Origin of the sequence: Roseibium sp. (genome assembly GCF_965233565.1) — a bacterium.
Classification (GTDB): domain Bacteria; phylum Pseudomonadota; class Alphaproteobacteria; order Rhizobiales; family Stappiaceae; genus Roseibium.
Map to the genome: position 1 here is coordinate 3,301,874 of NZ_OZ247494.1, position 26,164 is coordinate 3,328,037.

Genomic DNA, 26,164 nt, shown 5'->3' on the forward strand with positions numbered 1-26,164 from the left:
TTGAAAATGGAGTTTGAGCCAGCAGGGAGCCGGAGCTCAGTCGATCACGGTTAGGTCGGACGGCTCGGAAAGAGCTGCCGTGGTGCTTTCCCGGTAGAATTGCCGTCTCGCGGCTTCCAACTCTGCCAGCGTCGCGTCAATGTCGCCCGTTTCCATGAAGTCCGTGAAGACGACAGTTGCCTTGTCCGCCATCCCCTTCGGCGTGTCCCGATCGAAAAACTGGGCGACGCTGTCGGCGGCTTGAAGCAGCTTGGAACCTTCCTCGATAAACGGGTCGCTGGCGATGGCGGAAAACCTGTTGGTCGGAATGGTTTTCAGGCGCGTGTTCATCTCTTCCTGGATGTCGGCGCGGGCCATGAAGGCAAGAAACTTGCGGGCCGCTTCCTTGTTGTTGCTCCGGGCGGGAATAATGAAAATATCGGTCGGTGCGTCTTCGGCCCGCGGAACATCGTTGATTTTCGGGAACGGAAAGAAACGGAAATCGGACTGGTACCGAGGCGGCATTTCACCGGTGACAAAGTTGCCGAACAGGCCGGTCCCTGCCATGTCACGGTAAAGATAGGGCAGCGGGTCGCGCCAGTTCATTGTCCGGTGGGTGGCAGCCTCGATAAAGCACTCAGCATCGAGAAGCTGTTTCCAGTGTTCGAAGACGACCCGAACCCTGGTGTCCTTGAAGCTGATTTCTCCGCGCGTCAGGGAGCGATGAAAATCGATGCCGTTGATGCGCAGATCGAGGTAATCGAACCAGGCCGCCGATGGCCAGTGGTAGCGGGTCCCGATGACAATCGGTTCCAGTCCGGCCGACCGCAATTTCGAGCACATGGAAAGCAGATCATCCCAGTCTCGCGGAGGCCGGATCCCCAGGGACTGGAAAACGCTGTTCTTGTAGTAAAAGCCCCAGTGATAGAAGCTGTAAGGCACCCCGTAGACCTCTCGGTCATACGCAACGGTTTCCTGGATTGCAGGTGTGAAAGTTGCCTCAAGACCGTTGTCGACCCAGAAATCCGTGATCGGCTCGACCCAGCCTTTCCGTACATACTGAAAAAGGCGCTCGCCACCCTGCCACTGAATGACATCCGGGGTATCGGTGCCTTCAAACCAGCCATTGAGGCTTTGTTTGTAATCCGCGTCGTGTTTGACGGTCCACTTGATGTCTATGCCGGTCTCGGCTTCGAAACGCTGCCCGTATTCAAAGAACACCGTGCGGCCGTAGCCTCCACCGATAAGCGACACGTTCAGCTGTTCCGCATCTGCCGGAAGAGATGCCAACATACAAAAAGTCGCAAGTAGAGCCGCGCGCACTGCCAAGGTGCTGTCCTCCGCAAAACCGGTTTTATATCTGGGATGCGCCACAAATAGGCATTATTTAAATCAGGTCAAGTTAATCTGGGAAAAACATGGCAGATATGCAATTTCTTCAAAGGTAAATTTTGATCTCGTACTCAATACCGGGTCGAAGAAGGCTTGAAATGATTTTATGAAAACAAAGTATCGATAATTTTAACCAGGCTCTTGCCAAAAAGCGCCGTAAAGTAACTCTTACGAACGGCGCCTGCAGGTGACCCGGGCTGTCGCTTTTCGATCAGGAGCGTATTTGCCGGCGCTTTTATTGCTCCTGCATCAGTGCCTGTTTTACGGCGGCGCTGAAGGTGCGTCCTATGGGCACAAAGGTGCCGCCGTTGAGCACGAGGCCCGCCCGTTGATCCTTGCGCATGCGCCCGGCAACGGCATGCAGCGCCACCCAATGAGAGCGGTGGCATTGCAGGCCCGGTTCCAGCGATGCTTCGGCGATTGCATCCCGGAAGCGCATGGCGATCAGGGCTTTTCCATTTTCCGTGACCACCTCTACGTAGTGATCCTGCGCGCTCAATCGCAGAATGCGGCCGCGCATGGCCACCGGAAGGCGGTCGAGCAGCAAGGGCCTGGCGTCGCGTTGCTCTTTCCCCTCGGACGTGTCCGCGACCGAAGAAGGCGCCGCCAGGTGAAACAGGACGGCAATACTGCCGAGAACGGCAACACATTGCAGATATAGAACCGGCAGATGACCCGAAAGCGGGTTGAAGCCGAAGGTCAAGCTTATCAGGGCTACCATCAGGCAGACCGGCACGGCCGCGAGAAAGGCGATTGCAGCCAGTTCGAGCCAGACGGGAACACCCTGTCTGCGCAAAGCGCGTTCCAGGCCGGATGTCGCGGCGTGGCCGATGCCGGCAGTGCCGAGGACAATCGCTGCCCAATAGACCAGCCTCTGCACGGGTGGAAAGATGTCATAGGTGCCAAAAGGACCGACCAATCCGGCCAGGCCAGCGAGCGTTGCGAGCAACAGGACGCTTTGCCGCGACAGAAAGGGGGCGATCAGGTCCAGCAGCATCTGGCGAACAAGTCTGTTGTTGGCGAATGTTTGCTGCACTTGGCGAAATCCTCCTTGGAACCGCTGGACCCACGGCACATGTCTGAACTTCAGATTAGCGTATGACATACGAGGAAACCATGGATGTTCCAGTTCGGCGGCTCAAACAACGGGTCCGCGCCCTTGCGGTGTTTTGCCTTGCCATTGCTGTCCCGGTAACCCAGGGCATGGCCTGTTCCACCGTCGCCTTTCCGGCGCAGACCACGCCCCTGCTCAGTTACAATTTCGATTTTGCCGAAACCGGCGCGGGCTATCTCATCTTGAATCCGGCAGAGATCCGGCGTCAGTCCGTTTTGGAGGCGGCGCCGGCGAAATGGGTGGCCCGTTTCGGCAGCCTCACCGTCAATCAGATCGGGCCCGGCATGCCGACGGCCGGCATGAATAGTGCGGGTCTGGTGGTTACGCTCATGTGGAACGAGGCGGCTGTCTACGGCGGTCCTCAGGCTGCGCCGGCCCTGAGCGAGCTTGAATTCATCCAGTATCTGCTCGACACGTCCGGGTCGGTGGAGGAGGCGCTGGCGTCGCTGGACAGGATCCGCATCAAGGGATTGGTGCCGATCCACTATTTCCTGTTTGACGGCACGGGTGAGGCGGCGGTCGTGACGCCCACGGCAGACGGATTGTCCGTAAACACCGGCGCCGGCTTGCCGGTTCCGGCGCTGACAAATTCCGGTTACGACGTGTCGTTTGCTCACCTCGATCAATACCGGGGATTTGGCGGGGATATGCCCATTCCCGAACGCCAGCGGTCCGGTGAGGACAACAGTCTCGACCGCTTTGCGATCGCCGCCAATGCCATCCGGTACGCCAGAAAAGGCATCACGTCCGCGGAAGCCTTTGGTGTTCTGAACAGGCTGGCCAATCCGGAGACGCGCTGGCAGCTGGTTTTCGAGCCTCAGGCACAGGTGATCAGTCTCCGTGTTCCGCAAATGGCAAAAACCTACGTGTTTGATCTGGCAGGTCAGGACCTTGCCTGCAGGGGTCAACCGGTTGCCGCCGATTTGAGAGATCTGCCGGCTGACCTGAACCTTGAGAATCTGCAGCCGCTCGACCCTGACCAGCTTGCCGGCAGTCTGGAGGAGGTTTTCACGTCCATGCGTCAGACGGCCCATCTGGGCCAACGCGAGATCGCAGGCGGCATCGCGGCCGGGTTGATCGCAGCGGCGAGCTGCATGCCTGAGTAATTCTGCTAGGATTGGCAAGGCCCGGCTCCGAAACGGGCCTGTGCCTTGTCAATTGGAGGGAATTCTCATGTGCGATTTCTGCGTCATCCAGTCCGTCAAGCAACGCATGCTGTCCAGGCGGGACTTCTTCAGGGCAACCGCCGTCGGCGCCGGTGTCGCGACCGCTGCCTCCCTCACCGGCGCCATGCCGGCCATGGCCCAGGCGCCGACAAAGATTTCGGACATGACCCACGAGATGCACCCGACCTTCCCGACCTTCGGCGGTGGTCAGCAATTTGAAATGAGCCGGATCTTCGACATCGCCAAGGACGGCTACAATCTGTTCGAGTTGCGCGTCAACGAACACACCGGCACGCACCTGGATGCGCCACTGCACTTTTCGGCCGATGGTCAGTCCGTTGCCGAAATTCCCGTCGAGAACCTGGTCGCGCCGCTCTGCATTGTCGATATCAAGGCAAAGGCGGCTCAAAACCCGGATGCCCAGATCACCCCGGACGATCTGAAGGCCTGGATTGCGGCCCATGGCGACATCCCGGAAGGCGCCTGCGTGGCCATGAATTCGGGCTGGGATGCGCATGTGAACAGCGACAAATTCCGCAACGCCGATGCGGACGGGGTCATGCATTTCCCGGGCTTTCACGTGGAAGCCACGCAAATGCTGATGGAAGAGGCCAACGTGGTTGGCATCGCCGTCGACAGCCTGTCGCTGGATCATGGCATCTCAAAGGATTTCGCCGTTCACTATAGCTGGCTGCCCAGCAACCGCTGGGGCCTGGAATGCATCGCCAATCTCGATGCCCTGCCCGCCAGCGGTGCCACCTTGATCGTCGGAGCGCCAAAGAACCGCGGCGGCACGGGAGGGCCGTCCAGGGTTATGGCAATGGTGTAAGGCGCTTTCGGGAACCGGTATTTCCCGGTGTTGACAAGGCGTATTTCAGGACGTTCGGATCCGGATGCGGCTGCCGGGTCATGCCGCAGGCCTGCATCACGCGCTCCGAGCGCCAATTGTCCTTGAAGCAGGTCGCCGCAATCGTCACTGCGCCGAGATCGGTGGCCAGGTCGATGATCAGCCTTGCCGCTTCCAGGCCAAGGCCCTTGCCCCACTGATCAGGTTCGAGGAAATATCCGATTTCCACTGTTCCGGGCGAGATCCAGGTAAACCCCGCATCGCCTATGACGACGCTGTCCACACTCGTTTCGACGGCCAGGAAGTACTCCTTCCGGGGGTGAAGGCGCTGTCTGGCGATGAGCGATGCCAGATAAGTCCCGGTCTCCGAAAGGCTTTCGGTTCCCCAGGTCAGGTGCCGCATGACCTCGGCATTGCCGATCCAGCGATGCATGGCTTTTGCATCGTCATGGCGCCACTCCCGCAGGCAAAGGCGCGCGCCATGTCTTTGTGCCGGAAACAGGGCGAGGCTCCCTTAGTGTGCCTCGTCCCAATTGTCCGCCGCCCTTGCATCGACCTGCAGCGGTACGGAGAGTTTCAGCGCCGGATCGCAGGCATTTTCCATGACGTCCCGGATCACCGGAATGGTGGCATCCACTTCGCCCTCCGGGACTTCGAAAATCAGTTCGTCATGCACCTGCAACAGCATTTGCGCAGTGAGTTTGGACGCCGTCAGCCGGTCCTCCATGCGCACCATGGCGCGGCGCAGGATGTCGGAGGCCGAGCCCTGGATCGGGGCATTGATCGCCGCCCGCTCATAGAAGGCCCGCATATTCGGGTTCTTTGTGTTCACGTCCGGATAATGCGCCTTGCGGCCGAAGATGGTGGTGACGTAGCCGTTCGCATGCACCTGTTTCTTGGTCGCTTCCATATAGTCCTTGATGCCGGGGAAGCGCTCGAAATAGGTCTTGATGTAATCGCCCGCCTCACCGCGTGCGATGCCGAGCTGATTGGCCAGGCCAAAGGCCGAGATGCCATAGATGATACCGAAATTGATCGCCTTGGCGCGGCGGCGCACCATCGGGTCCATGCCCTCGATCGGCGTGCCGAACATTTCGCTGGCCGTCATGGCGTGAATGTCGAGCCCGTCGTCAAAGGCCTTCTTGAGCTGTGGAATATCGGCCATATGGGCGAGCACGCGCAACTCGATCTGGCTGTAGTCGGCCGAGATCAGCTTGTGGCCTTTTTCCGCAACAAAGGCCTTGCGGATTTTTCGGCCCGCTTCGGTCCTGACAGGAATGTTCTGCAGGTTCGGTTCGGATGACGACAGGCGCCCGGTGGTGGTCGCTGCCAGCGCATAGGACGTATGGACCCGGCCTGTGGTTGGGTTGATGTAGCCGGGAAGTGCATCCGAATAGGTCGACTTCAGCTTGGAGAGCTGACGCCAGGCAACGATCTTCGACGGCAGTTCATGGCCTTCGGCGGCGAGGTCTTCCAGCACCTGGGCAGAGGTCGACCAGGCACCGGTCTTGGTTTTCTTGCCGCCAGGAAGGCCCATTTTGCCGAAGAGAATGTCGCCGAGCTGCTTCGGCGAGCCGATGTTGAAGTTTTCGCCGGCAAGCTCGTAGATTTCAGATTCCTGCGCCGCCATGCCCTGCGCGAAATCGCCGGACAGCCGCGACAGCATCTGCCGGTCGACGGAAATACCACGCTTTTCCATGCGCGCCAGTACCGGCACCATCGGCCGTTCCAGGGTTTCATAGACAGTCGCCATCCGGTCGCTCGCCAATCGCGGCTTCAGGATCAACCACAGGCGCAGGGTGACGTCGGCATCCTCGGCGGCATAGGCGGTGGCTTTGTCTATGGCCACCTTGTCGAAGGTGATCATCGACTTTCCGGAGCCGCAAACCTCCTTGAACGGGATTGGCTTGTGGTCGAGCCAGCGTTCGGACAATTCGTCCATGCCGTTGCCGCCCTTGCCGGCGTCGACCGTGTAGGACAGCAGCATCGTGTCGTCGAACGGGCTGATATCGATGCCGTAGCGGGTCATCACCAGCCAGTCATATTTGAGGTTCTGCGCGATTTTCAGAACTGCGCGGTCCTCCAGCATCGGCTTCAGCACGTCCAGCGCGTCTTTCAATGGCAGCTGACCTTCCACCAGACCGCCGCCGCCCAGGAGGTCGCCTTCTCCATCGACATGGGCAAGCGGCACATAACAGGCCTTGCCGGGCTCGGTGGACAGCGACAGGCCAACGAGGTCGGCCTGCATGGCGTCGAGCGATGTGGTTTCCGTGTCGAAGGCGACATAGCCCTTCTCGAAGGCTGCGTCGCACCATTCCTGAAGGCGCTCGAGGCTGGTCACGGTTTCATAGGCGCTGGAATCGACCGGGATCGCCCGGATGCTCTCCGCGCGGGCATCGGCAACGGTCTGCGGCACCATCATGCCGTCCGGACTGTCTCCAGCCTCACCAGTCCCGCCCGGGGAGGCCGGCGCTGTGCTGCTCGGCGCGCGTTCCATCAGGCGTCCCTTGTGGTCGGGCACATCCCAGCCGGGCACCTGGAAGTCTGTTGCCTCGACCGCGGCGAGATCAGCACCGGTCTCCTCGGCAATACGTTTGGTGAGCGTGCTGAAGCCCATGGCCTTCAGAAAACCGACCGCTTTCGGTCCATCCATTTCCGTGACAGACAGGTCGCCGACCGGGACCTCCACCGGGACGTCCTGTTTCAGTGTCACCAGTTCCTTGGAAACGCGGGCCTGCTCGGCAAATTCGATCAGGTTTTCCCGGCGCTTCTTCTGCTTGATAGTCTCTGCCTGATCGAGCAGTGTTTCCAGATCGCCGAATTCGTTGATCAGAAGCGCAGCGGTCTTCAGACCGATGCCAGGCACGCCGGGCACGTTGTCCACGCTGTCGCCGGCCAGCGACTGGACCTCAATGACCTTGTCCGGCCCGACGCCGAATTTTTCAAAGACTTCGGGCTCACCGAAAATCTTGTTCTTCATCGTGTCGATCATGCCGACCTTGGGCCCGATCAGCTGCATCAGGTCCTTGTCGCCGGAGACGATGGTGACACGGGCGCCCTGCTCTGCGGCCTGGCGCGCATAGGTCGCGATCAGGTCGTCGGCTTCAAAGCCTGCCTGTTCGATGCAATGCACGGAAAAGGCACGGGTCGCCTCCCGGATCAGGCCGAATTGCGGCACCAGATCTTCGGGCGGGTCCGGACGGTGCGCCTTGTATTCGGGGTAGATGTCATTCCGGAAGGTCTTGGCGGAATGATCGAAGATCACGGCAAAATGTGTCGGCTCGTCGCCCTCTTCCGGAGTCAGACCTTCCTGAAGCAGCTTCCACAGCATGTTGCAGAAGCCGGAAACGGCCCCCACCGGCAACCCGTCCGGCTTGCGCGTCAGCGGTGGCAGCGCGTGGTAAGCGCGGAAAATGAAGGTGGAACCGTCGACCAGGATCAGGTGGTCGTCGGTGGTGAGGGCGGGGGAGGAATCTTGCGTCGACATGGCGCGGATCATGCCCGCACAAGCCTTGTGAGGGAAGGGGTAAAATGAGAACAATTTTGCTGAGCGTCACGGCTCAGAATGACCCTGTTACTGATTGTGCCTGAGCTTACGTTCGCTCAATCTGTGATCCTGAATATGGCTTCGATCTCGACGCTTGCATTGGCAGGCAGGCTGCTGCTGCCGACAGCAAAGCGCACGTGACCCGCCTTGTCCGGCCCAAGGATCTCGGCAAACAGATCAGACGCGCCATTCAGAACTTTGGGATGCTGCGAGAAGCCGGCTTCCGAGTTGATGAACCCACCCAGTTTGATGAGCCGTTCGATACGATCAAGATCTCCCAATGCAGCGCGGGCACGGGCGAGGAGGTTGATGGCACAAAATCGTGCCGCTTCGTAACCGTGTTCGACCGAATAATCCGCGCCGATCTGCCCCGTGATCGGCTTGCCGTCCAGACCGACAGAGATTTGACCCGAAATGTGCAGATGGGATCCGTCGATCAGAAACGGCAGAAAATTGCCAAGCGGCGCCGGCGCGTCGGGCAGGATGATGCCCATCGCCTGGAGTTTGTCTTCAATCTGGCTCATGAATGGCGTCTTCCGGATCGGGATATCGTCGGGCGGGTGAACCGCAGGCTATGCGATTTGCAAAGCCTCCCGCAACCGGCGGACAGTTCCTGTCCGCAGGCTTCAGGCGGAGCTCACTCTGCTGCCTGGGCCTGCCGCTTCTTGCCGAATGTGCCGCTGAGATAGGCCCATTGCGGCCGTCTGAACAGGAACCAGCCGAGATTGGTTTTGACGATCAGCCAGTAGAGGATCATCGGGCTGACGGAGGCCACAATTGTGACGATCAGCGAGGCCGTGCCGATATCGAGGATGCCGAGCTTCAACAGGATGATCCGGCTGACGGCCATCGGGAAGAAGAAGGCGAGATAGATGACGATCGAATTCTCGCCGAAATGACGCAGAAAATCGAGCTGGCCTCCTTTGACGATCAGCGCACTTGTCAAGATGATGGCCCCGGCCCCGGCCGCACCGAGCGCAAGGGCGACCCCGGGCAACCCTGCCCAGCCGAGATAGACCAGGCCGCCATTCACGACACCCCAGCCAAGGAGATAAAGAAGGCTGACGGAGATACGTTCGCGGGCCCAGTCAGCCAGACGGAAGATCTGTGGCGCAAAGATGTAACCTGCGTAGAAATAGACGAAGCGCGAGGCGAATTCGTCGACCAGCAGCCAGCCGGTATGGATCGGTGCCAGCTGCAGAAGCGCAGCGATGGCCAGCATCAGCTGCCAGGGCACACCCCGGTCATGGGCGATCTTGCAGACAAGAAAGAAGATCGGCAGCATATAGATGAACCACAGCGTACCGAAGGGCTGGATGAAGCTGAGGAAATAGAACTCCAGCGCCCCCATGGCGCCCATTTCGCCGGCAAAGACGGGGGCCTTGACCGCGAACTGGATGGTCATCCAGAGCACGTAGAAATAGGCAAAGTGCACGACCTTGCGGTCTAGATAGAGTTTCCAGTCGCGCTGAATGACGTTGGCGAGGAAGAGACCCGAGATAAGGAAGAAATCCGGCATCCGGAAGGGTGCGGCAAAGGCGACCACGGCATGCATCCAGCCTGTTTCCCCGGCGGCGGCTTCGACGCCGAGGACCGAATGCATCATCACGACAAAAATGATGCAGATGCCCTTGGCGGTGTCCACCCAATCGACGCGCTGTGCACTCATTGTCTGCTGCCTTCTCGCCGGTTTCAGACCGGATTTTTCCATAGAACGAGCAGCAGACCTAACCTCAACTGGTAAAATTTACGCATACAGCCAATGTCACGATTTGGTGACCATGGCCCGTAATCTAGGATTTTGCGTTGTCGGAGCCGTCCTGCCAGGGGCTGAGTTGTGCTGGACCGCCGCCTTCGGAGGCAGGATCCTTTTTCTCGGACCAGTCCTCCGCATCCAGATCGACGACGCCTTCCTTGGGCCGCCGCACGCCCTGGCCGCCTTCCACGATCACCACATTGGATTTCGAAATGATGAAGCGCGCCAGAGCTTCACGCACCGGGGGAATGAACAGGAGCAGGCCGATAGCGTCTGTGACAAATCCCGGAATCAGGAGGAAAATGCTGGCCAAAACGATCATGGCGCCCTGCATCACCTCGTTGCCGGGCGACCGACCGGCGTCGAGTTCCTGCTGCATGCGCATCAGCAGCGACAGCCCCTGCTGGCGCAACATGATCGTGCCTGCCACGGCGGTAACCACTGTCAGGAGGATGGTCGGCAGGACGCCGATCAGCCCTCCGATCCAGATAAACACCGCAATTTCGATCAAGGGCAGTAGAAGAATGGCGGCGATAATATAAAGTCCCACGGGACCTCCAGGGTCTGATAAGCTGTCAACTCATGACCTAAGGTAGACATTCAGTCACAAAAATGCGAGCTGCTGCGTTTGGAAAGACAGGGTTGGCAAAGATTCAGTCTTGCTTCAGGGTCTGGATGCTGGTTCAAGAACCCCCTAAATAGGAAGCTGACAGACATTGAAAAATTGCCAGCGCCAATCGAATGAGAGGCTTGTCGCCGCTCACTTGGCTCGGAAGGGTAGCCGGAAGTTACAATGAACGAGATTTTTGACCCGTTGAACCTCCTCCTGATGGGACTTGCGGTCTTCATTCTTTTCAGACTGCGGTCTGTGTTGGGCAAGCGCACGGGCAATGAACGTCCTCCGTTCGACCCCTATTCGAAACCTGAACAGCCCAATGACAGCAACGCTGCCAATGGCCAGGACAATGTGATTCCGCTTCCCAACCAGGGGGCTCAGGATCATGAGCCCGTCGAAAACGGCGTGCAAAGCGGAGAGATTGTCATCGACAAGGTGGCGCCCGCAGGGTCCGCGCTCAACAGCGCGCTGAAGCAGATCCTGTCCGTCGACCGCAGTTTTGAGCCGGAACCGTTCCTGGAAGGAGCCCGTGCCGCCTACGAGATGATCGTCATGGCCTTTGCCGACGGCGACAAGAAGGCGCTCAAGAACCTGCTCTCCAGCGATGTCTATGAAGGCTTTGTAGCTGCCATCGACGACCGGGAAAAACGTGGCGAGACCATTGAATCCACCTTTGTCGGCATTGACAAGGCGGAGATCGTGGAGGCTGCCCTGAAGGGGTCCACGGCGCAGGTGACGGTCAAGATCCATAGTCAGCTGATTTCCGCGACCCGCGACAGCGGCGGCGAAATCGTTGACGGCGATCCGGCCAAGGTCACGGAAGTCGTCGACATCTGGACCTTTGCGCGTGACACCGATTCGCGCGATCCGAACTGGAAACTGGTCGCGACCGAATCTGCAGAATAAGAATGGCACGGATGAGAAGGTTCAAGCGGCCTGGCACCGCCGGCCTTCTTGCCGCCATGCTGAAGGGCGCGGTCATCACCGCGCCGCTTTTCTTTTCAGGAGCCGCTCCTGCCATGGCAACAGGCCTGACGATCCCGGAGCATCTGGAAAAGCGTGCGTTCAAGGACCTTGACGGCTGGCGGTCAGACGACCATCTGGCAGCGCTGAAAAGCCTGATGCGGTTCTGCGGCCGGCCGGAGGCTCTCCGAAAGAGCTCGGCATTTCCGCAGCTTCGCACGGACCATCTGGATCAGCTGTGCAAGGAAGCCGCTGGAACGTCACTGGGATCGCCGGCTGCGGCGCGCCGGTTCTTTGAAGCGCGATTCACGCCTTTCAGGATTGTGCAGCCAGGTTTCATAACCGGCTATTTTGAGCCGGAACTTGCGGCCTCCCGCAACAAGACATCGCAGTATGCCACGCCTCTCCTCCAGAAACCGGACGGTCTGGTGCCGGTGACAGCTGCAAACAGGCCTGACAATTGGCCCGAAGAGCTCAGTCATGGACGTCTGATCGAAGGGATCCTGTCGGAAATGCCGGACCGTGGCGCCATCATGAATGGGGCCCTGGACGAAGAAAATCTCGAACTGGTCTGGCTCGCTGACCCGATCGATGCCTTTTTTGTCCATGTCCAGGGATCTGTTCGCCTGCGGCTGACCGATGGCAGCGTCATGCGGGTCGGCTACGCCGGGAAAACGGGACATCCCTATACCGGTATTGCCCGGCTCCTGGTCAAACGCGGCGAAGGCACGCCGGACGAGTTCACCATGGCCGGCACCAGGGCCTGGCTGAAGGAAAACCCGGACAAGAGGGATGCGCTTTTCAGGGAAAATCGCTCCTACATCTTCTTCCGGGAAGTCACGGATATCGATGCCGGGGACGGACCTGTCGGTGCGGCCGGCTTGCCTCTGACGGCCGGACGCAGCCTTGCCGTCGATCCAGGTCACATTCCCTACGGCGCCCTTGTCTTTGTCGGTTCTGATCTGCCTGATCCTGCCAATGGCACCACTTTCGGGCGGCTGATGGTCGCCGACGACACCGGCTCTGCGATCCGTGGCCCGGCACGCGGTGATGTCTTCGTCGGCTCAGGTGAGGCGGCAGGCACCTATGCAGGTGATATCCGTCACGCTGCCGATTTTACCTTGCTGGTGCCGAATGCGCTTTTGCCAACGGATGACGCGGTGACGGACTGATATGGCGCGGCGGGGGAAAAAGGGGGCATTATCGCCGGAGGACCGGGACCTTTGGGGCAAGGTGGCCCGTACGCTGACCCCGCTCGATGCCGACCGGGCAAAAGACCTGGAGAAGCAGCTTGCGCAGGCTGTCGAGGAAACAGCCGAAAAGCCCGTCGGAAAACCGAAGACGTCAACCGCGATCAAGGCGCCGCCGGCCACCAAACCGCCCAAGGCCCCCTTGCCGCTGCATCAGCTGGAGCACCGCTACCGCCGCAAGGTCGTGCGCGGCGTCAAGGCGATAGATGCCCGTATCGATCTTCACGGTCTTACCCAACACCAGGCGCATGAGCGGCTGAGGGCGTTTTTGTATCGTGCCCAGACACGACGCCATCAGATTGTCCTGGTCATCACCGGCAAAGGCGGTGGGGAAACCCGTGCCTATATGGACGAGCGCGGTGTTTTGCGCAGAATGGTACCGCAGTGGCTGGCGATGCCCGACATGCGTTCCGTGGTTCTGGGCTATGAGGAGGCCCATCCGAGCCACGGCGGCGGTGGCGCCCTTTATGTCCGCATACGCAAAAGAAGGTAGGACCGTGACACCGCTTGGCGCAAAAATCCGGGAACTGAGGGCAAAACGCAATGTGTCGCTGAAAGAAATGGCGGCAGCATTGTCTGTCTCGAGTGCCTATCTGTCGGCGCTGGAACACGGCAAGCGCGGCAAGCCGACCTGGTTCCTTGTGCAGCGGATCATCGCCTATTTCAACGTCATCTGGGATGAGGCAGAGGAAATCCAGCGCTTGGCGGAGCTGTCGGATCCGCGCGTCGTGATCGATACGGCCGGCATGGACCCCAAGGCAACGGAACTTGCCAATCAGCTGGCATTGAAGGTCGGCGGCCTGTCCGAGGAGTCCCTTGCCACTCTCCTGCACCAGCTGCGCGTTGCAGCGGTAAAGGATGATGTTTGAAGACCAGCTGTTTCCAACCATCGGTACCGCGAACAGCACGCTCCAGCCGTTCCGTTCGTCATTGCCGGGCTTGATCCGGCAATCCATGCCATTGTCTTGCCCGTGGCGTTAGCTGAACTTGTTGAGACGGCCCGGCATGACGAAAAGAAACGGCCCTTCCTCGCGGACAGTTCAGAACCCGGCGTCAGGGATGCAAAGGATTTACCTGTCCTTCAACCGCGAACCCTATATAACCTTGCTTCAAGACTGCGCTCCACGAACGGAACTCTTGACCAGCATGAAACTCGCCCAGGAAGACCTCGCCGGACTGATCGATTCAGATGACCTGAGACAACGTTTGTCCGCCCTGACCGCGGTAAATGACGGCGACGGGTCGGATATGAAAGTCCGGGCTGCTGTCCTTGCGGAGCTGAAAAAAGAGGTCAAGTCCACCCGGGACAAGGTTCGGGCAAAGCTGGATGAGGATGGCCGCGGACTGGTCTGCGCCGCACGCCTTTCCTATGTCCAGGACGAACTGATCCGCGTGATCTACGATTTCGCCCTGCGTCATGTCTACCGGATCACCAATCCATCGGCTGCAGAGCGCATGGCCATTGCCGCGGTGGGCGGCTACGGCCGCGGCACTCTGGGGCCGGGTTCGGACATCGATCTTCTGTTTGTACTGCCCTACAAGCAGACCCCCTGGGGCGAGCAGGTCGTGGAGTATATCCTCTACATGCTCTGGGATCTGGGCTTCAAGGTCGGTCATGCCACCCGCAACATCGACGAATGTCTGCGGCTTTCTCGGGCGGACATGACCATACGCACGTCGATCCTCGAGGCCCGTTTCATCTGGGGTGACGAACCCCTTTATGAGGAACTGGTGCAGCGCTTCGACAAGGAAGTGGTGGAAGGCACCAGTTCGGAATTCATAGCCGCCAAACTTCTGGAGCGGGATGAGCGCCATCAGCGCCAGGGCATGTCGCGCTATCTGGTCGAGCCGAACATCAAGGAAGGCAAGGGCGGGCTGCGTGACCTCAACACGCTGTTCTGGATCGCGAAGTATCATTATCGCGTCGAACGTCAGGGCGAGCTGGTCAAGAAGGGTGTTCTGACCCGGTCCGAATATGCCCGCTTCAAGAAATCGGAAGACTTTCTCTGGGCGGCACGCTGTCACCTGCATTTCCTGACCGGTCGGCCGGAAGAGCGCCTGTCCTTCGAGGTCCAGCGCGAGATCGCGATCCGGCTCGGCTACACCCAGCATCCGGGCATGAAGGATGTCGAGCGGTTCATGAAACACTACTTTCTCGTGGCCAAGGATGTCGGCGATCTCACCCGCATCATCTGCGCCGCTCTGGAGGAAGAACATGTCAAGGAACCGCGCGGCAAAGGCCTGAGCGGCATGATGCGCCGTCTGCGCAGCGGCCGTCTTTCGGCAACTGCCAAGCCTGTGGAGGGCGCGTCGGGTTTCGTGGTGGAAAACAACCGCCTCAACGCGGTTTCAGACACGGTGTTCGAAACCGACCCCACCAATCTGCTCCGCGTGTTCCAGATCGCCGACAAGAACGACTACAACCTGCACCCGAACCTGACCCGGCTGATGCGTCACTCGCTGAAGCTGGTGGATGCCGACCTGCGCGCCGATCCGGAAGCCAATCGCTTGTTTCTGTCGATTCTCACGTCCCGGAACACGCCGGAGAAGGTGCTGCGCAAGATGAACGAAACCGGGCTTCTGGGCCGGTTTGTGCCGGAGTTCGGCAAGGTCGTGGCGATGATGCAGTTCAACATGTATCACCACTACACGGTCGACGAACATCTGATCCGCTCGATCGGCGTGCTGGCGGAGATCGAGCGGGGCAATTCAGGCGATGACCACCCGCTTGCAACCGACCTGATCCTGACGCTGCAGAACCGCAAGGTGCTTTATGTCGCCATGTTCCTGCACGACATCGCCAAGGGCCGGCCGGAAGACCACTCGATTGCCGGCGCCCGGGTTGCCCGCAAGCTGTGTCCGCGTTTCGGGCTGAACGATGCGGAAACGGAGACGGTTGCCTGGCTGATCGAACGCCACCTGGACATGAGCACCATTGCCCAGTCACGCGACCTGACGGACCGGAAAACCATCACGGATTTCGCCAACACGGTTCAGTCCCTGGAACGGTTGAAACTGCTTCTGATCCTGACGGTGGCCGACATCCGGGCGGTCGGGCCCGGGGTTTTCAACGGCTGGAAAGGCCAGCTGCTGCGCACGCTCTTTTATGCCACCGAACCGCATCTGTCCGGCGGTCATTCCAAGCTCTCCCACAGCCAGGCAATCGACAAGGCCAAGGCAGAACTTGCCGAAAAGCTCGGCCACTGGAAGCAGAAGGACCGCAACGCCTATCTCAAGCGCCATTACCCGGCCTATTGGCTGCGGACCGAACCGGACCGGTTGCTGGCCCATGCCGAATTGCTGCATGCCGCGGACGCGGAAAAGAAATACCTGGCTCACCAGGTCACCCCGCGCGCCTTTGAAGGTGTCACGGAGCTGACGTTGATGGCGCCGGACCATCCGCGGCTGCTCTCGATCATTGCCGGCGCCTGCTACACGACCGGCGCCAATATCGTCGATGCGCAGATCGACACGACCACAGACGGATTTGCGCTCGACACGATTTTCATCGGCCGGGAATTGCCGGACGATATGGATGAACAGCGGCGTGGTGACCGGATTGCCCGTCTGATCGAGACCACCTTGCGCGGCGACGAAAAGCTGCCCGAGCCGGTCGCCAAGAAAAGCGCCGTGAAGGGGCGCATGAAGGCGTTCAAGGTCGCGACCGAAGTTCTGGTCAACAACGCCCTGTCCGACGATTACACGGTTCTGGAGATTTCAGGTCTCGACCGGCCGGGCCTGCTCTACGACCTGACCCGGTCGATTGCGACGCTCAATCTCAACATCGGCTCCGCCCATATCTCGACCTTCGGGGAAAAAGTGGTCGACGTTTTTTATGTGACCGATCTCACCGGTCAGAAAATTGCCAATATCGGCCGTCAGGAAATCATCCGGGAACGCCTGTCCGATGCGGTCGAAGGCCATGTCGAGCTCGATCCCGCCGCCCCTGCCACGCGTAAAGTCCAGCGTCAGGCCTCCTGATGACCCAGATCGACCTTGGAATCCCGACCGCATGAGTCTCGTGCGCAACTTTGCAACTGTTGGCGGCGCGACTTTGCTCAGCCGCCTGCTCGGTTTTGTGCGCGACGTCCTGCTGGCGGCAGCCGTCGGCGCCGGTCCGGTGGCCGATGCCTTTGTCGTCGCGTTCCGTCTGCCCAATCTGTTTCGGCGCATTTTTGCCGAAGGCGCTTTCAACTCCGCCTTTATTCCTCTGTTCGGCCGGGCGGTCGAGGAACAGGGTGATGAAGGGGCAAAGCGGTTTGCCGCCGAGATCGGTGCGGCGCTTGTGTTTTGCCTTCTGGCATTGACGGCATTTGCCCAGATCTTCATGCCATTGATCGTCTGGGCCCTGTCACCCGGCTATGTCGAGGACCCGGCAAAATACGATCTTACCGTCCTGATGACGCGGATCACGTTCCCCTATCTGATTTTCATGTCCCTTCTGGCCTTTATCGGCGGCATCCTGAACACCTATCGCCGCTTTGCCGCCGCAGCGTTTGCACCGGTCATGCTGAATGTCGTGATGAGCCTCGTTCTGGGCGGAGTCCTCATTGGCGGCGTGGAGCCTGGCCAGACTCTCGGCATCATTCTGGCCGTCGGCGTATCGGTCGGCGGCATGGTCCAGCTGCTGGTCGTGATCATCGACCTGAGGCGGCTCGGGTTCCGTATTCCGGTCTACCGGCCGCGCTATACCAAGTCTGCAAAACGCCTCCTTGCGCTTGGCATTCCGGGCGTGGTTGCCGGAGGCGTCACCCAGATCAACATCACGGTCGGAACGATCATCGCCTCGCTCCAGGACGGCGCGAACGCCCTGCTTTATTATGCGGACCGGCTGTATCAGCTGCCGCTCGGCGTGATCGGCATCGCCATTGGCGTGGTTCTGCTTCCCAGTCTCACGCGCCAGCTGCGGGCAGGGGAAACGGAGGCTTACCAGCACAGTCTCAACCGGGCGCTGGAATTCTCGCTGGTCTTGACCCTGCCGGCAGCTGTGGCCCTTGCCGTTATTCCGCACGAGATCGTCTCCGTCCTGTTCCAGCGGGTCCGTTTCGACGCGACGGCGGTGGACGGTACGGCGGCAGCGCTGATGGCCTTTGCACTCGGCCTGCCGGCCTTCGTGCTCAACAAGGTGTTTTCACCCGGCTATTTTGCGCGCGAGGACACCAAGACACCGATGCAGTTCGCCATAGTCGGCATGGTGGTCAATGTCGGCCTGTCCATCCTTCTGTTCCCTGTGCTGAAACATGTGGGCATTGCGCTCGCCACAACGGTTGCCGGATGGGTGAACACCGCGCTGTTGATCATCGTCCTGTGGCGGCGCGGTCATTTTGCTCCGGATTTCGGCCTGCTTCGCCGGCTCGTTCTGGTCTTCCTGGCGAGCCTCCTGATGGGCGTCAGCGTCCATTTCGCGGCGCTCTATCTGGCGCCCTACCTGAGTGATGCCTGGCTGTCTGTGCGGGTGTTCAGTCTTCTGGGGCTGGTTCTTATAGGCATGGTGACCTTTGCCGTATTCACCCAGCTGAGCGGCGGCTCCGATCTCTTGCGCATGGCGAAAGCGTTGACGCGGCGCAACACCTGAAAATGAAACGCTAATCTCCGCCGTTTCCTGCTTGCATCGGGCCGGGTGCGGGCTTAAACCCGGCGCGCCCAAAGATTCACAGCGCCCTTCCAACCGGCCGCACCAATAAAGGGATTGAAAATGGCGGAGTTCCAGCCCCGTGTCTTCTCCGGCGTCCAGCCGACCGGCAACCTCCATCTTGGCAACTATCTGGGCGCGGTCTCGCGCTGGGTGCCGTTGCAGGACCAGATGCCGACCATCTTCTGCGTCGTCGACAGCCACGCCATCACCGCCGGCTTTCCGGACCCGCATGAGCTTGCCAACGCCACGCGGGAAGTGACCGCGGCCTATATGGCGGCCGGCATCGATCCCAAGAAGTCGATCATCTTCAACCAGTCCCAGGTGCGCGAGCATGCGGAACTGGCCTGGATCTTCAACTGTGTCGCACGCATGGGCTGGCTCAACCGCATGACCCAGTTCAAGGAAAAGGCCGGCAAGAACAAGGAAAACGCCTCCGTTGGCCTGTTCGCCTATCCGAACCTGATGGCGGCTGACATTCTCGCCTATCGCGGCACGCATGTTCCTGTCGGTGATGACCAGAAGCAGCATCTGGAACTGACGCGCGACATCGCGGCCAAGTTCAACAACGATTTTGCCGACCGCATCAAGGAGCTGGGCATCGGCGTTCCGAACCCGACACCGTCTCCTGAGCTGCCGGAACATCTCTATTTCCCGATGACCGAGCCGATGATTGCCGGCCCGGCCACCCGGATCATGTCGCTGCGCGACGGCACCAAGAAGATGTCCAAGTCCGACCCGTCGGACCTGTCGCGCATCAATCTGACCGATGATGCCGAGACCATCGCCAAGAAAATCAAGAAGGCGAAGACCGATCCGGATGCCCTGCCGAGCGAGACCGACGGTCTGGACGGCCGTCCGGAAGCGGACAACCTGGTCGGGATTTATGCAGCGTTGAGCGGCGCCAGCAAGGCCGATGTCCTGAAGGACTTCGGCGGTCAGCAGTTCTCGGCTTTCAAGCCGGCGCTGTCTGATCTGGCCGTTGAAAAGCTCTCGCCGATGACCGACGAGATGCGCCGGTTGCAGCAGGACAAGACCGAGATCGATGCGGTTCTTAAGGTCGGCGCCGAAAAGGCGTCCGAGATCGCCGAACCGGTCCTGAGGGACGTTCGCAAGATCATCGGGTTTCTGGACGTGCGCTAAGGCAGACAGCCCGCATAGAACTGAAAAAGCCCGGCCGTCGTGCCGGGCTTTTTGTTGATCGCGTCCTGTTGTCAGGCCGGGGGCTGCGCTGCTGTTCCGCTCCGGGGTAGCCTCCTGCGAACTTGTCGGCGGCCGGCACCTGAAACTTTGCAAATGCACCGGGAACTTCGGACCAAAAGAAACGGCGGCTCCGGGGAGCCGCCGCAAGGTGCTGGTAGGTAACGTCTTTTATTGGGTTATGATCTCCGGCCCCATGAAGTAATAGGGCAGGAAGGTCGACAGGGCCGGCACATAGGTCACCAGGATCAGGAACAGGAGCAGCACCAGGACGAACGGTGCGGCGGCCTTGACCACCTGGACCAGGCTCATGCCCGTGATCCCCGATGTCACGAACAGGTTCAGCCCGATCGGCGGCGTGATCATGCCGATTTCCATGTTCACCACCATCAGGATGCCCAGATGGATCGGGTCGACGCCGAGCTCAATGCCGATCGGGAACACCACCGGGGCAACGATCAGGAGCAGCCCGGACGGTTCCATGAACTGGCCGCCGATCAGCAGGATGATGTTGACCGCGATCAGGAAGGTGAACCAGTTGAAGCCGGCCTCGACCATCCAGTCGGTGATCACCTGCGGGATCTGTTCCGCCGTCAGCGTGTGCGCAAAGAGCAGCGCGTTGACGATGATGAACATCAGCATGATCGTGGTCTTGCCGGAATCCGACAGCACCTTCTTGGTGTCCCTGTGGAACAGCGCCGGAAAGAAATTCCAGCCGATCAAACCAAGATTTCGGCCCCAGACCTTGCCGCCAACCGCATAGGTGGCCGGCAGGGCGGCGGGTGAAATGCCGTGGCGCAGCAGCGGATACCCGATCAGGGCGGCCAGCAGAATGGCGGCGCTGTCGATCCCGAAGAATGCGGTCCGGTTGGTGAAGGCAAAGGCGAGAGCCGACCAGACGAACATGGCGATGATCGCGTAGGTGATGGTCTTGAAGCCGGCAAGACCCAGCTCGCCATCTGTTTCGCTGACCCAGCCGACGCCTGAAAGCGGGCCCATGTCGCGATAGACAAACAGCGCGATCAGACCGGCATAGACGGCGGCAACGGCTGCAGCTTCCGTCGGCGTGAAGACACCGCCATAGATGCCGCCCAGGATGATGACCATCAGGAACAGTCCGACGGCTGCCTGCGAGACCGAGCTCCAGAGTTCCTTCCATCCGGCCCAGGGCTGCGCCGGCAGCTTCTTGACGCGCGCCATGATGTAGATCGCGGTCATGAGCATCAGGCCGGCAATGATGCCGGGGATGACCCCTGCAAAGAACATGCGGCCGACGGAGACGTTTGTTGCCGCGGCATAGACCACCATCACGATGGAGGGCGGGATCAGGATGCCGAGCGTGCCCGCATTGGCGATGACACCGGCCGCGAATTCCTTGGTGTAGCCAGCATGGCGCATGCCGGCGATGGCAATGGTACCGATGGCAACCACGGTGGCGGGCGAGGAGCCGGACAGGGCCGCAAACAGCATGCAAGCGAACACCGCGGCGATGGCGAGTCCCCCGCGGATCCAGCCAACGGCGTCGATCGAGAAGCGGATGATGCGCCGGGCAACGCCGCCGGTCGACATGAAGCTCGAAGCCAGGATGAAGAACGGGATCGCCAGCAGTGTGAAGTTCTGCGAGGCGTTGAACAGCTGCACCGCCACGGAGCTCATGGAATCATGGCTGAACAGCGCGATATAGAGGACGGCCGAAAGGCCAAGCGAAACGGCAATCGGAACCCCGAGGAACAGAAAGCCGAAGACGAAGATAAACAGAAATGCGGTTTCCATCGGGCCTTAGTCCTTCAAGACGTCTTTGTTCTCGGCAACCAGCTCCTCCGCCTCGTGGGCGGCGATGATGGCTTCCTTCTTGCCGGTCAGGATGAGGAGGAACCCCTGAAGGGCGCGATAGGCCAGAAGAGCAAGGCCGATGGGCAGGATGATGTAGGGCATCCAGCGCGGCACACGTTCCTTGACGCCGAACCACTCCTGGATGAAGCCCGGCCATTTCAGGTCCTCCATGCCGATGGGCACCTTGTAGAACTTGGCGAAATAGGCATAGGCACCACCGGTCGAGCCCTTGTTTTCCAGCGCGAGCAAGCCGCCGAACCAGGTGGCATCGAACAGCAGCACGGCATAAAGAAGCGTCAGTGCAGCTCCGAGCAGCGCCGCCAGACGGTACATGGGTGCGGGCAGAAGCTTGATGACTGCGTCAACGCCGAGATGGGCACCGATCTTGATGCCGTAGCTCATGCCGAACAGGATCAGCCAGGCAAACAGCACGCGGGTGAATTCCAATGCAGCCCCCCAGCCGGAGTTGAAACCGTACCGGGCAACGACCTGGGAAAAGGTCACGAGCGTCATCAGGGCCAGAATGATGGCGATGATGTTCTCATCCAGCGACGCGATGGTCTTTGGCGACACCCTGTCCAGAACGACGTAGAGGCAGAAGAAAACGGCGGTGAGCAAGAGTGGCCAATAGTAGGCCAGGAACTCCGAACCCATGGTCCCCCCCATAGTGAAGCGCTCTTAAACGAGCTTGTTCATGGTATGAGGAAGAAGGCCACAGGGCCTTCTTCCATGTTGTATGTGTCGGGAGTGGGATCAGCTGGCCTTGTTGGAGGCGACAGCAGCGTCGATCACGTCCTGGCCGATGTCGTCGCGGAACTTGTCCCAGACCGGCTTCATGGTTTCGACCCACTCGTTACGCTGTTCCGGCGTCAGGGTGCGGACTTCACCACCAGCTTCGATGATCTTCTGTTTGTTGGCTTCGTTGATGTCGGTCGAACGGGCGTTGTACTCGTCGGTGACTTCGTTGAAGATCGTCAGGAACTGGTCACGCACGTCGCCATCCAGGCTGTCGAGCCATTCCTGGGAGGTTACGGCCAGGTAGGTCAGCAGCTGGTGGTTGGTTTCGGTGGTGCCGTCCTGCACTTCGAAGAACTTCTGGGTGTAGATGTTGGACCAGGTGTTTTCCTGTCCATCCACAACACCGGTCTGCAGCGCGCCATAGACTTCCTTGAACGCCAGTTTCTGGGCGTTGGCGCCCATGGCTTCGATCATGGCCACGGCCACGTCGGAGGTCTGCACACGGAATTTCAGGCCGGCTGCGTCGCTCGGCACCAGCAGCGGCTTGTTGGCGGAGAACTGCTTCAGACCGTTGAAGACATAGCCAAGGCCGACAAAGCCGTAATCGGACATGGCGCCCAGCAGTTCCTGACCCTTTTCACCCTTGGTGAAGGTGGTGACCGCATCCATGTTGGTGAACAGGAACGGCAGGTCGAAGACGCGGTATTTCAGCGTGTAGGATTCGAACTTGGACAGAGACGGCGCTGCGAGCTGGACGTCGCCGAGCAGCAGAGCTTCCATCACCTTGTTGTCGTCGAACAGCTGCGAAGACGGGAACACCTGCATGCAGGCCTTGCCGTCCATTTCCGTGTTGATGCGGTTCGCCAGTGCGGTGGCCATTTCCCCTTTCGGGTGACCCTGGGCTGCAACCACGTGGCTGAATTTGATGATGACTTCACCGTCGCCGCAGTCATCTGCATATGCGGACGGGGCAAAGGCAAAGGAAGCCGCAGCTGCAGCGGCAAGTACAAACTTTTTCATCTGATGTCCTCCCAGACATTTCGAATTGACGGCCGGGTTGGCCGGACAGCGCGGTGGCTGGTCGGCACATCATTGGCAATCCGCGTGCCAAGTGCCGCCTGCTTCTTGAAAAGCGCCGGTTTCTGCAGGTTAACAAAGTCTGAATTCGCGCGCGTCTTGGGAGGAACCCATAGGATATGGGTGGAGTCTGACACATGGCGGATAGGCGATGTGTCGAAATCGACACATCGATGATCAAGAAACGACCCGCACGTCTATTGCCAGAGGGCTCCGCTTTCCGGATCGTGGCGCAAGGGTCTTGCCAGTTGCCTGAGCTTGTCGGGATTGCGGACGACAAGGATGCGATCGATCCGGCCGTCTTCGTCATAACCGAAGGTCAGGGCGGTCACGACGCGCATTTCCTCCAGGACAACCAGTCCGCGCAGCCCGTTGATAAAACAGGGCAGGACCGGGGCACCGCCCCACAGGCGGCGGATAATCTGGGCCACATATTTGGCGACTTCGTCGCGACCCTCGAGCACACGGCCGAGCGCAGCCACCTTTCCACCGCCGTCGGAGTGGAACTGCACTGTTTCCGACAGCAAGCCGCTGAGCTGGTCCGTCGAGCCACTTTCCACCGCGTTCAGGAAGGCCGACAGCATCTGCTGCTGGTGATCGGGCGTCGGCACGAAGCGCGTCGCCGGATTCTGGATGTGTCTGCCGGCCCGTGACACCAGCTGGCGGCAGGCGGTCTCGCTGAGGTCCAGTGCCTGTGCGACATCTTCATAGGGTTTGCCGAAGACTTCCCGCAGCAGGTAGGCCGCGCGTTCCTTCGGGCTGAGCCGTTCCAGCAGCAGCAAAAAGGCCGTTGTCAGCGACTGGGCCCGCTCCAGGTCGATTTCGGGGTCTGACCCGGCGTCGACCTGAAGCGGTTCGGGGATCCACGGGCCGACATAGTCGACCCGTTTCCTGTGCGCCGCCTTGAGCGCGTCCAGACAGCAATTGGAGCAAACCTTTGTCAGAAAGGCTTCCCGATTGGCAATCGAGGCTTTTTCCGTTCCCTGCCATTTCAGAAACGTGTCCTGAACCGCGTCCTCGGCATCTGCCATGGAGCCGAGCATGCGGTAGGCCAGCCCCAGAAGGCGCGGGCGCATGGTTTCGAATGTATCGCTGTCCGGACCTGTCATCATGAAGACCGCCTTCCGTCAGTGGTTGGACACCTGAACCCGGTTCCAGAGGTTGATCATGGCAACGGCAGCTGTGATCGCGCTGATCTCGGCGTCGCTGAAGTGATTGCGCAGATCGGACCTGAGCCACTCGTAGTCCGTTTTCGGGTCAAGACTGGTCAGTGCCTCGGTCCAGGCGAAGGCTGCCTTTTCTGCCGCTGTGAAATCATCGACATGCCGCCAGACCACCACGCGCTGCAGCCGCTCCTGGGTCTCGCCGTCGGTCAGGGCTTCCTCTGTGTGCATCTTGACGCAATAGGCGCACTGGTTGATCTGCGAGGCGCGCAGATCGATCAGGTGCCGCAGTTTCGGCTCCAGTTCCGCCTTGCCGATCGCACCGCTTGCGGCAACGAAGCATTTCACGATGTCCGGGACGTTCTGGTAGTGATTGATGGCCGTTGAAGTTGTCATGTGTGTCTTCCGTCATTGGTTGCAATATGGGGACACAGGGATGACGAGCGAAGGCTCTCGTCTGTGACATGCGGGACGATTTTTTCTCACCGTTTGTCCTCCAGGCTGTAGCGGGAGGACAACTGAGACCTTTGTGAAGGCTGGAGAGTGCCTCATCAGGCCGGCAGGGCCTCTTCCTTGCCGAGACCGTATTTGCGCATCTTTTCATAGAGCGCCTTGCGGGAGAGGCCGAGGGTCTCGTAGGTCGGTTTGATGGCGCCGTCATTGCGCTTCAGTTCCGCAGCGATCAGGGCCCGTTCATAGGCTGCGACCTGCTCGAAGAGCGTGTTACCCGCATCTCCCGTTGGCTCGGTGACCTCTTCCACGCCAAGCACGAAACGGTCGGCGACATTGCGTAATTCGCGCACATTGCCGGGCCAGTCGCGGGCCATCAGGCCGGCCAGGTAGTCTTCACCGATATCGGGGATTTCGCGCCGGTAGCGCGCACGGGCTTCAACGGCCAGATGCCGGAACAGGAGCGGTATGTCCTGCAGCCGGTCGCGCAGCGGCGGTATCGACACATTGACGACGTTCAGCCTGTAAAAGAGATCGAGGCGGAACCGCCCTTCCTTGCCGGCCGCCTCAAGGTCTTCCTTGGTGGCGGCGATAAATCGAACGTCCAGTTCGATAGCCTTGTTGGATCCGAGCCGCTCGATGGTCCGGGTCTCGATCACGCGCAGCAGCTTGACCTGCAGTTCCAGGGGCATGGATTCGATTTCGTCCAGAAACACCGTGCCGCCATGGGCGTGTTCCAGTTTGCCGATGCGCTGGCCGCTGGCGCCGGTGAAGGCGCCCTTTTCGTGCCCGAACAGCTCCGATTCGATGATTTCGGCAGGCAATGCGCCGCAATTGAGTGCGACAAACGGCTTGTCGGCGCGCGGGCCTTCATCATGCAGCGCCCTGGCAACGACTTCCTTGCCGGAGCCGGTTTCGCCGAGGATCAGGACATCAGCGTCGGTTGTCGCCAGCGCCGTGACATTGCGGCGAAGCAGGTCCATGGCGGGTGTCCGCCCGACGAGGCGGCTTTCCAGGCCGGTCCGGTCGGCCAGTTCCTCGCGCAGCTTTCGGTTTTCCAGAACCAGCCGGCGCTTGTCGAGAGCGCGTTCCACGACGGAGGCCAGATGGGAAACGGAAAACGGTTTTTCCAGAAAGTCATAGGCACCGGCCCGCATGGCCTCGACCGCCAGCGGCACGTCGCCATGGCCGGTGATAAGCACGACCGGCAGGGCCGGATCGATCTCGAAGGCCTTTTTCATCACCTGGAAACCGTCGGTGCCCGGCATGCGGATGTCGGTCACCAGCACGCCGTAGAAATCCCGGTTGACCTTTTCCAGGGCGTCTTCCGGCGCCCCTGTCGCAAAAACGTCCTGGCCGGAGAGCTCCAGTCCCTGGCTCAGGGATCCGCGCAGATCCTCCTCGTCGTCAATCAAAAGGACGGTTGCGTGATCCATGAGGG

At 60.1% G+C, this 26,164-nt stretch carries 22 protein-coding genes; 9 read left to right on the forward strand and 13 right to left on the reverse strand.

Annotated elements, in window-relative coordinates; translation table 11 throughout:
• Positions 1-36: 36 nt before the first annotated feature.
• Positions 37-1,272: an ABC transporter substrate-binding protein gene (locus ACO6TG_RS15305; RefSeq protein ID WP_422373988.1), complete on the reverse strand. Its 1,236-nt coding sequence runs from the start codon at positions 1,270-1,272 to the stop codon at positions 37-39.
• Between the two features lie 334 nt (positions 1,273-1,606).
• The gene (locus ACO6TG_RS15310; protein WP_422373989.1) at positions 1,607-2,407 is read right to left on the reverse strand and encodes a LytTR family DNA-binding domain-containing protein; all 801 of its coding nucleotides are present in this window, start codon (positions 2,405-2,407) and stop codon (positions 1,607-1,609) included.
• Between the two features lie 80 nt (positions 2,408-2,487).
• On the opposite strand from ACO6TG_RS15310, the gene ACO6TG_RS15315 reads away from it, so the two are divergent.
• Together ACO6TG_RS15315 and ACO6TG_RS15320 are read left to right on the forward strand one after the other, a co-directional pair.
• Positions 2,488-3,591, forward strand: a complete 1,104-nt coding sequence (locus ACO6TG_RS15315; RefSeq protein WP_422373990.1) for a linear amide C-N hydrolase — start codon at positions 2,488-2,490, stop codon at positions 3,589-3,591.
• 67 nt (positions 3,592-3,658) lie between these two features.
• Positions 3,659-4,480, forward strand: coding sequence for a cyclase family protein (locus ACO6TG_RS15320; RefSeq protein WP_422373991.1), 822 nt, complete (start codon positions 3,659-3,661; stop codon positions 4,478-4,480).
• On the opposite strand, the gene ACO6TG_RS15325 is transcribed toward ACO6TG_RS15320, so the two are convergent.
• From ACO6TG_RS15325 to ACO6TG_RS15345, 5 genes are all read right to left on the reverse strand, one after another.
• On the reverse strand, positions 4,464-4,931 hold the full coding sequence (locus ACO6TG_RS15325; RefSeq protein ID WP_422373992.1) for a GNAT family N-acetyltransferase: 468 nt from the start codon (positions 4,929-4,931) through the stop codon (positions 4,464-4,466). The two genes, ACO6TG_RS15320 and ACO6TG_RS15325, sit on opposite strands and share 17 nt — an antisense overlap.
• Positions 4,932-5,012: 81 nt before the next feature.
• Positions 5,013-7,997, reverse strand: coding sequence for a DNA polymerase I (gene polA / locus ACO6TG_RS15330; protein ID WP_422373993.1), 2,985 nt, complete (start codon positions 7,995-7,997; stop codon positions 5,013-5,015).
• 104 nt (positions 7,998-8,101) lie between these two features.
• Positions 8,102-8,569, reverse strand: a complete 468-nt coding sequence (locus ACO6TG_RS15335) for a RidA family protein (protein WP_422373994.1) — start codon at positions 8,567-8,569, stop codon at positions 8,102-8,104.
• A gap of 113 nt (positions 8,570-8,682) precedes the next feature.
• Positions 8,683-9,714 (reverse strand): acyltransferase family protein, encoded by a 1,032-nt coding sequence (locus ACO6TG_RS15340; protein WP_422373995.1) that lies wholly within the window; start codon positions 9,712-9,714, stop codon positions 8,683-8,685.
• 124 nt (positions 9,715-9,838) lie between these two features.
• Positions 9,839-10,351, reverse strand: a complete 513-nt coding sequence (locus ACO6TG_RS15345) for an FxsA family protein (RefSeq protein WP_422373996.1) — start codon at positions 10,349-10,351, stop codon at positions 9,839-9,841.
• Positions 10,352-10,594: 243 nt separating this feature from the next.
• On the opposite strand from ACO6TG_RS15345, the gene ACO6TG_RS15350 reads away from it, so the two are divergent.
• The 7 genes from ACO6TG_RS15350 (at position 10,595) to trpS (ending at position 19,405) form a co-directional block, all read left to right on the forward strand.
• A complete protein-coding gene (locus tag ACO6TG_RS15350; RefSeq protein WP_094073150.1) occupies positions 10,595-11,323 on the forward strand; it encodes a Tim44/TimA family putative adaptor protein in 729 nt (242 codons plus the stop codon).
• 2 nt (positions 11,324-11,325) lie between these two features.
• Positions 11,326-12,552, forward strand: coding sequence for a murein transglycosylase A (locus ACO6TG_RS15355; protein WP_422373997.1), 1,227 nt, complete (start codon positions 11,326-11,328; stop codon positions 12,550-12,552).
• A gap of 1 nt (position 12,553) precedes the next feature.
• Complete coding sequence (locus ACO6TG_RS15360; protein WP_422373998.1) at positions 12,554-13,123, forward strand: Smr/MutS family protein; 570 nt, start codon at positions 12,554-12,556, stop codon at positions 13,121-13,123.
• Positions 13,124-13,127: 4 nt separating this feature from the next.
• On the forward strand, positions 13,128-13,499 hold the full coding sequence (locus ACO6TG_RS15365; RefSeq protein ID WP_422373999.1) for a helix-turn-helix domain-containing protein: 372 nt from the start codon (positions 13,128-13,130) through the stop codon (positions 13,497-13,499).
• 277 nt (positions 13,500-13,776) lie between these two features.
• Complete coding sequence (locus ACO6TG_RS15370; RefSeq protein WP_422374000.1) at positions 13,777-16,611, forward strand: [protein-PII] uridylyltransferase; 2,835 nt, start codon at positions 13,777-13,779, stop codon at positions 16,609-16,611.
• 31 nt (positions 16,612-16,642) lie between these two features.
• Positions 16,643-18,205: a murein biosynthesis integral membrane protein MurJ gene (gene murJ / locus ACO6TG_RS15375; RefSeq protein ID WP_422374001.1), complete on the forward strand. Its 1,563-nt coding sequence runs from the start codon at positions 16,643-16,645 to the stop codon at positions 18,203-18,205.
• 120 nt (positions 18,206-18,325) lie between these two features.
• The gene (gene trpS / locus ACO6TG_RS15380; protein ID WP_422374002.1) at positions 18,326-19,405 is read left to right on the forward strand and encodes a tryptophan--tRNA ligase; all 1,080 of its coding nucleotides are present in this window, start codon (positions 18,326-18,328) and stop codon (positions 19,403-19,405) included.
• Between the two features lie 228 nt (positions 19,406-19,633).
• Here the strand turns inward: trpS and ACO6TG_RS15385 are convergent, their stop codons facing one another.
• From ACO6TG_RS15385 to ACO6TG_RS15410, 6 genes are all read right to left on the reverse strand, one after another.
• Positions 19,634-21,235: a TRAP transporter large permease gene (locus ACO6TG_RS15385; protein WP_422374003.1), complete on the reverse strand. Its 1,602-nt coding sequence runs from the start codon at positions 21,233-21,235 to the stop codon at positions 19,634-19,636.
• A gap of 6 nt (positions 21,236-21,241) precedes the next feature.
• Positions 21,242-21,949, reverse strand: coding sequence for a TRAP transporter small permease (locus ACO6TG_RS15390; RefSeq protein WP_422374004.1), 708 nt, complete (start codon positions 21,947-21,949; stop codon positions 21,242-21,244).
• Between the two features lie 99 nt (positions 21,950-22,048).
• Positions 22,049-23,053: a DctP family TRAP transporter solute-binding subunit gene (locus ACO6TG_RS15395; protein ID WP_094073157.1), complete on the reverse strand. Its 1,005-nt coding sequence runs from the start codon at positions 23,051-23,053 to the stop codon at positions 22,049-22,051.
• A 254-nt stretch (positions 23,054-23,307) separates the two neighbouring features.
• Positions 23,308-24,222 carry an RNA polymerase sigma factor SigJ gene (gene sigJ / locus ACO6TG_RS15400; protein ID WP_422374005.1) on the reverse strand — a complete coding sequence of 305 codons (915 nt, stop codon included), beginning with the start codon at positions 24,220-24,222 and terminating at the stop codon, positions 23,308-23,310.
• Between the two features lie 15 nt (positions 24,223-24,237).
• Positions 24,238-24,669 (reverse strand): carboxymuconolactone decarboxylase family protein, encoded by a 432-nt coding sequence (locus ACO6TG_RS15405; protein ID WP_422374006.1) that lies wholly within the window; start codon positions 24,667-24,669, stop codon positions 24,238-24,240.
• Between the two features lie 155 nt (positions 24,670-24,824).
• Entirely contained in the window at positions 24,825-26,159 is a 1,335-nt protein-coding gene (locus ACO6TG_RS15410) for a sigma-54-dependent transcriptional regulator (protein WP_422374007.1), read from the reverse strand.
• Between the last annotated feature and the right edge of the window lie 5 nt (positions 26,160-26,164).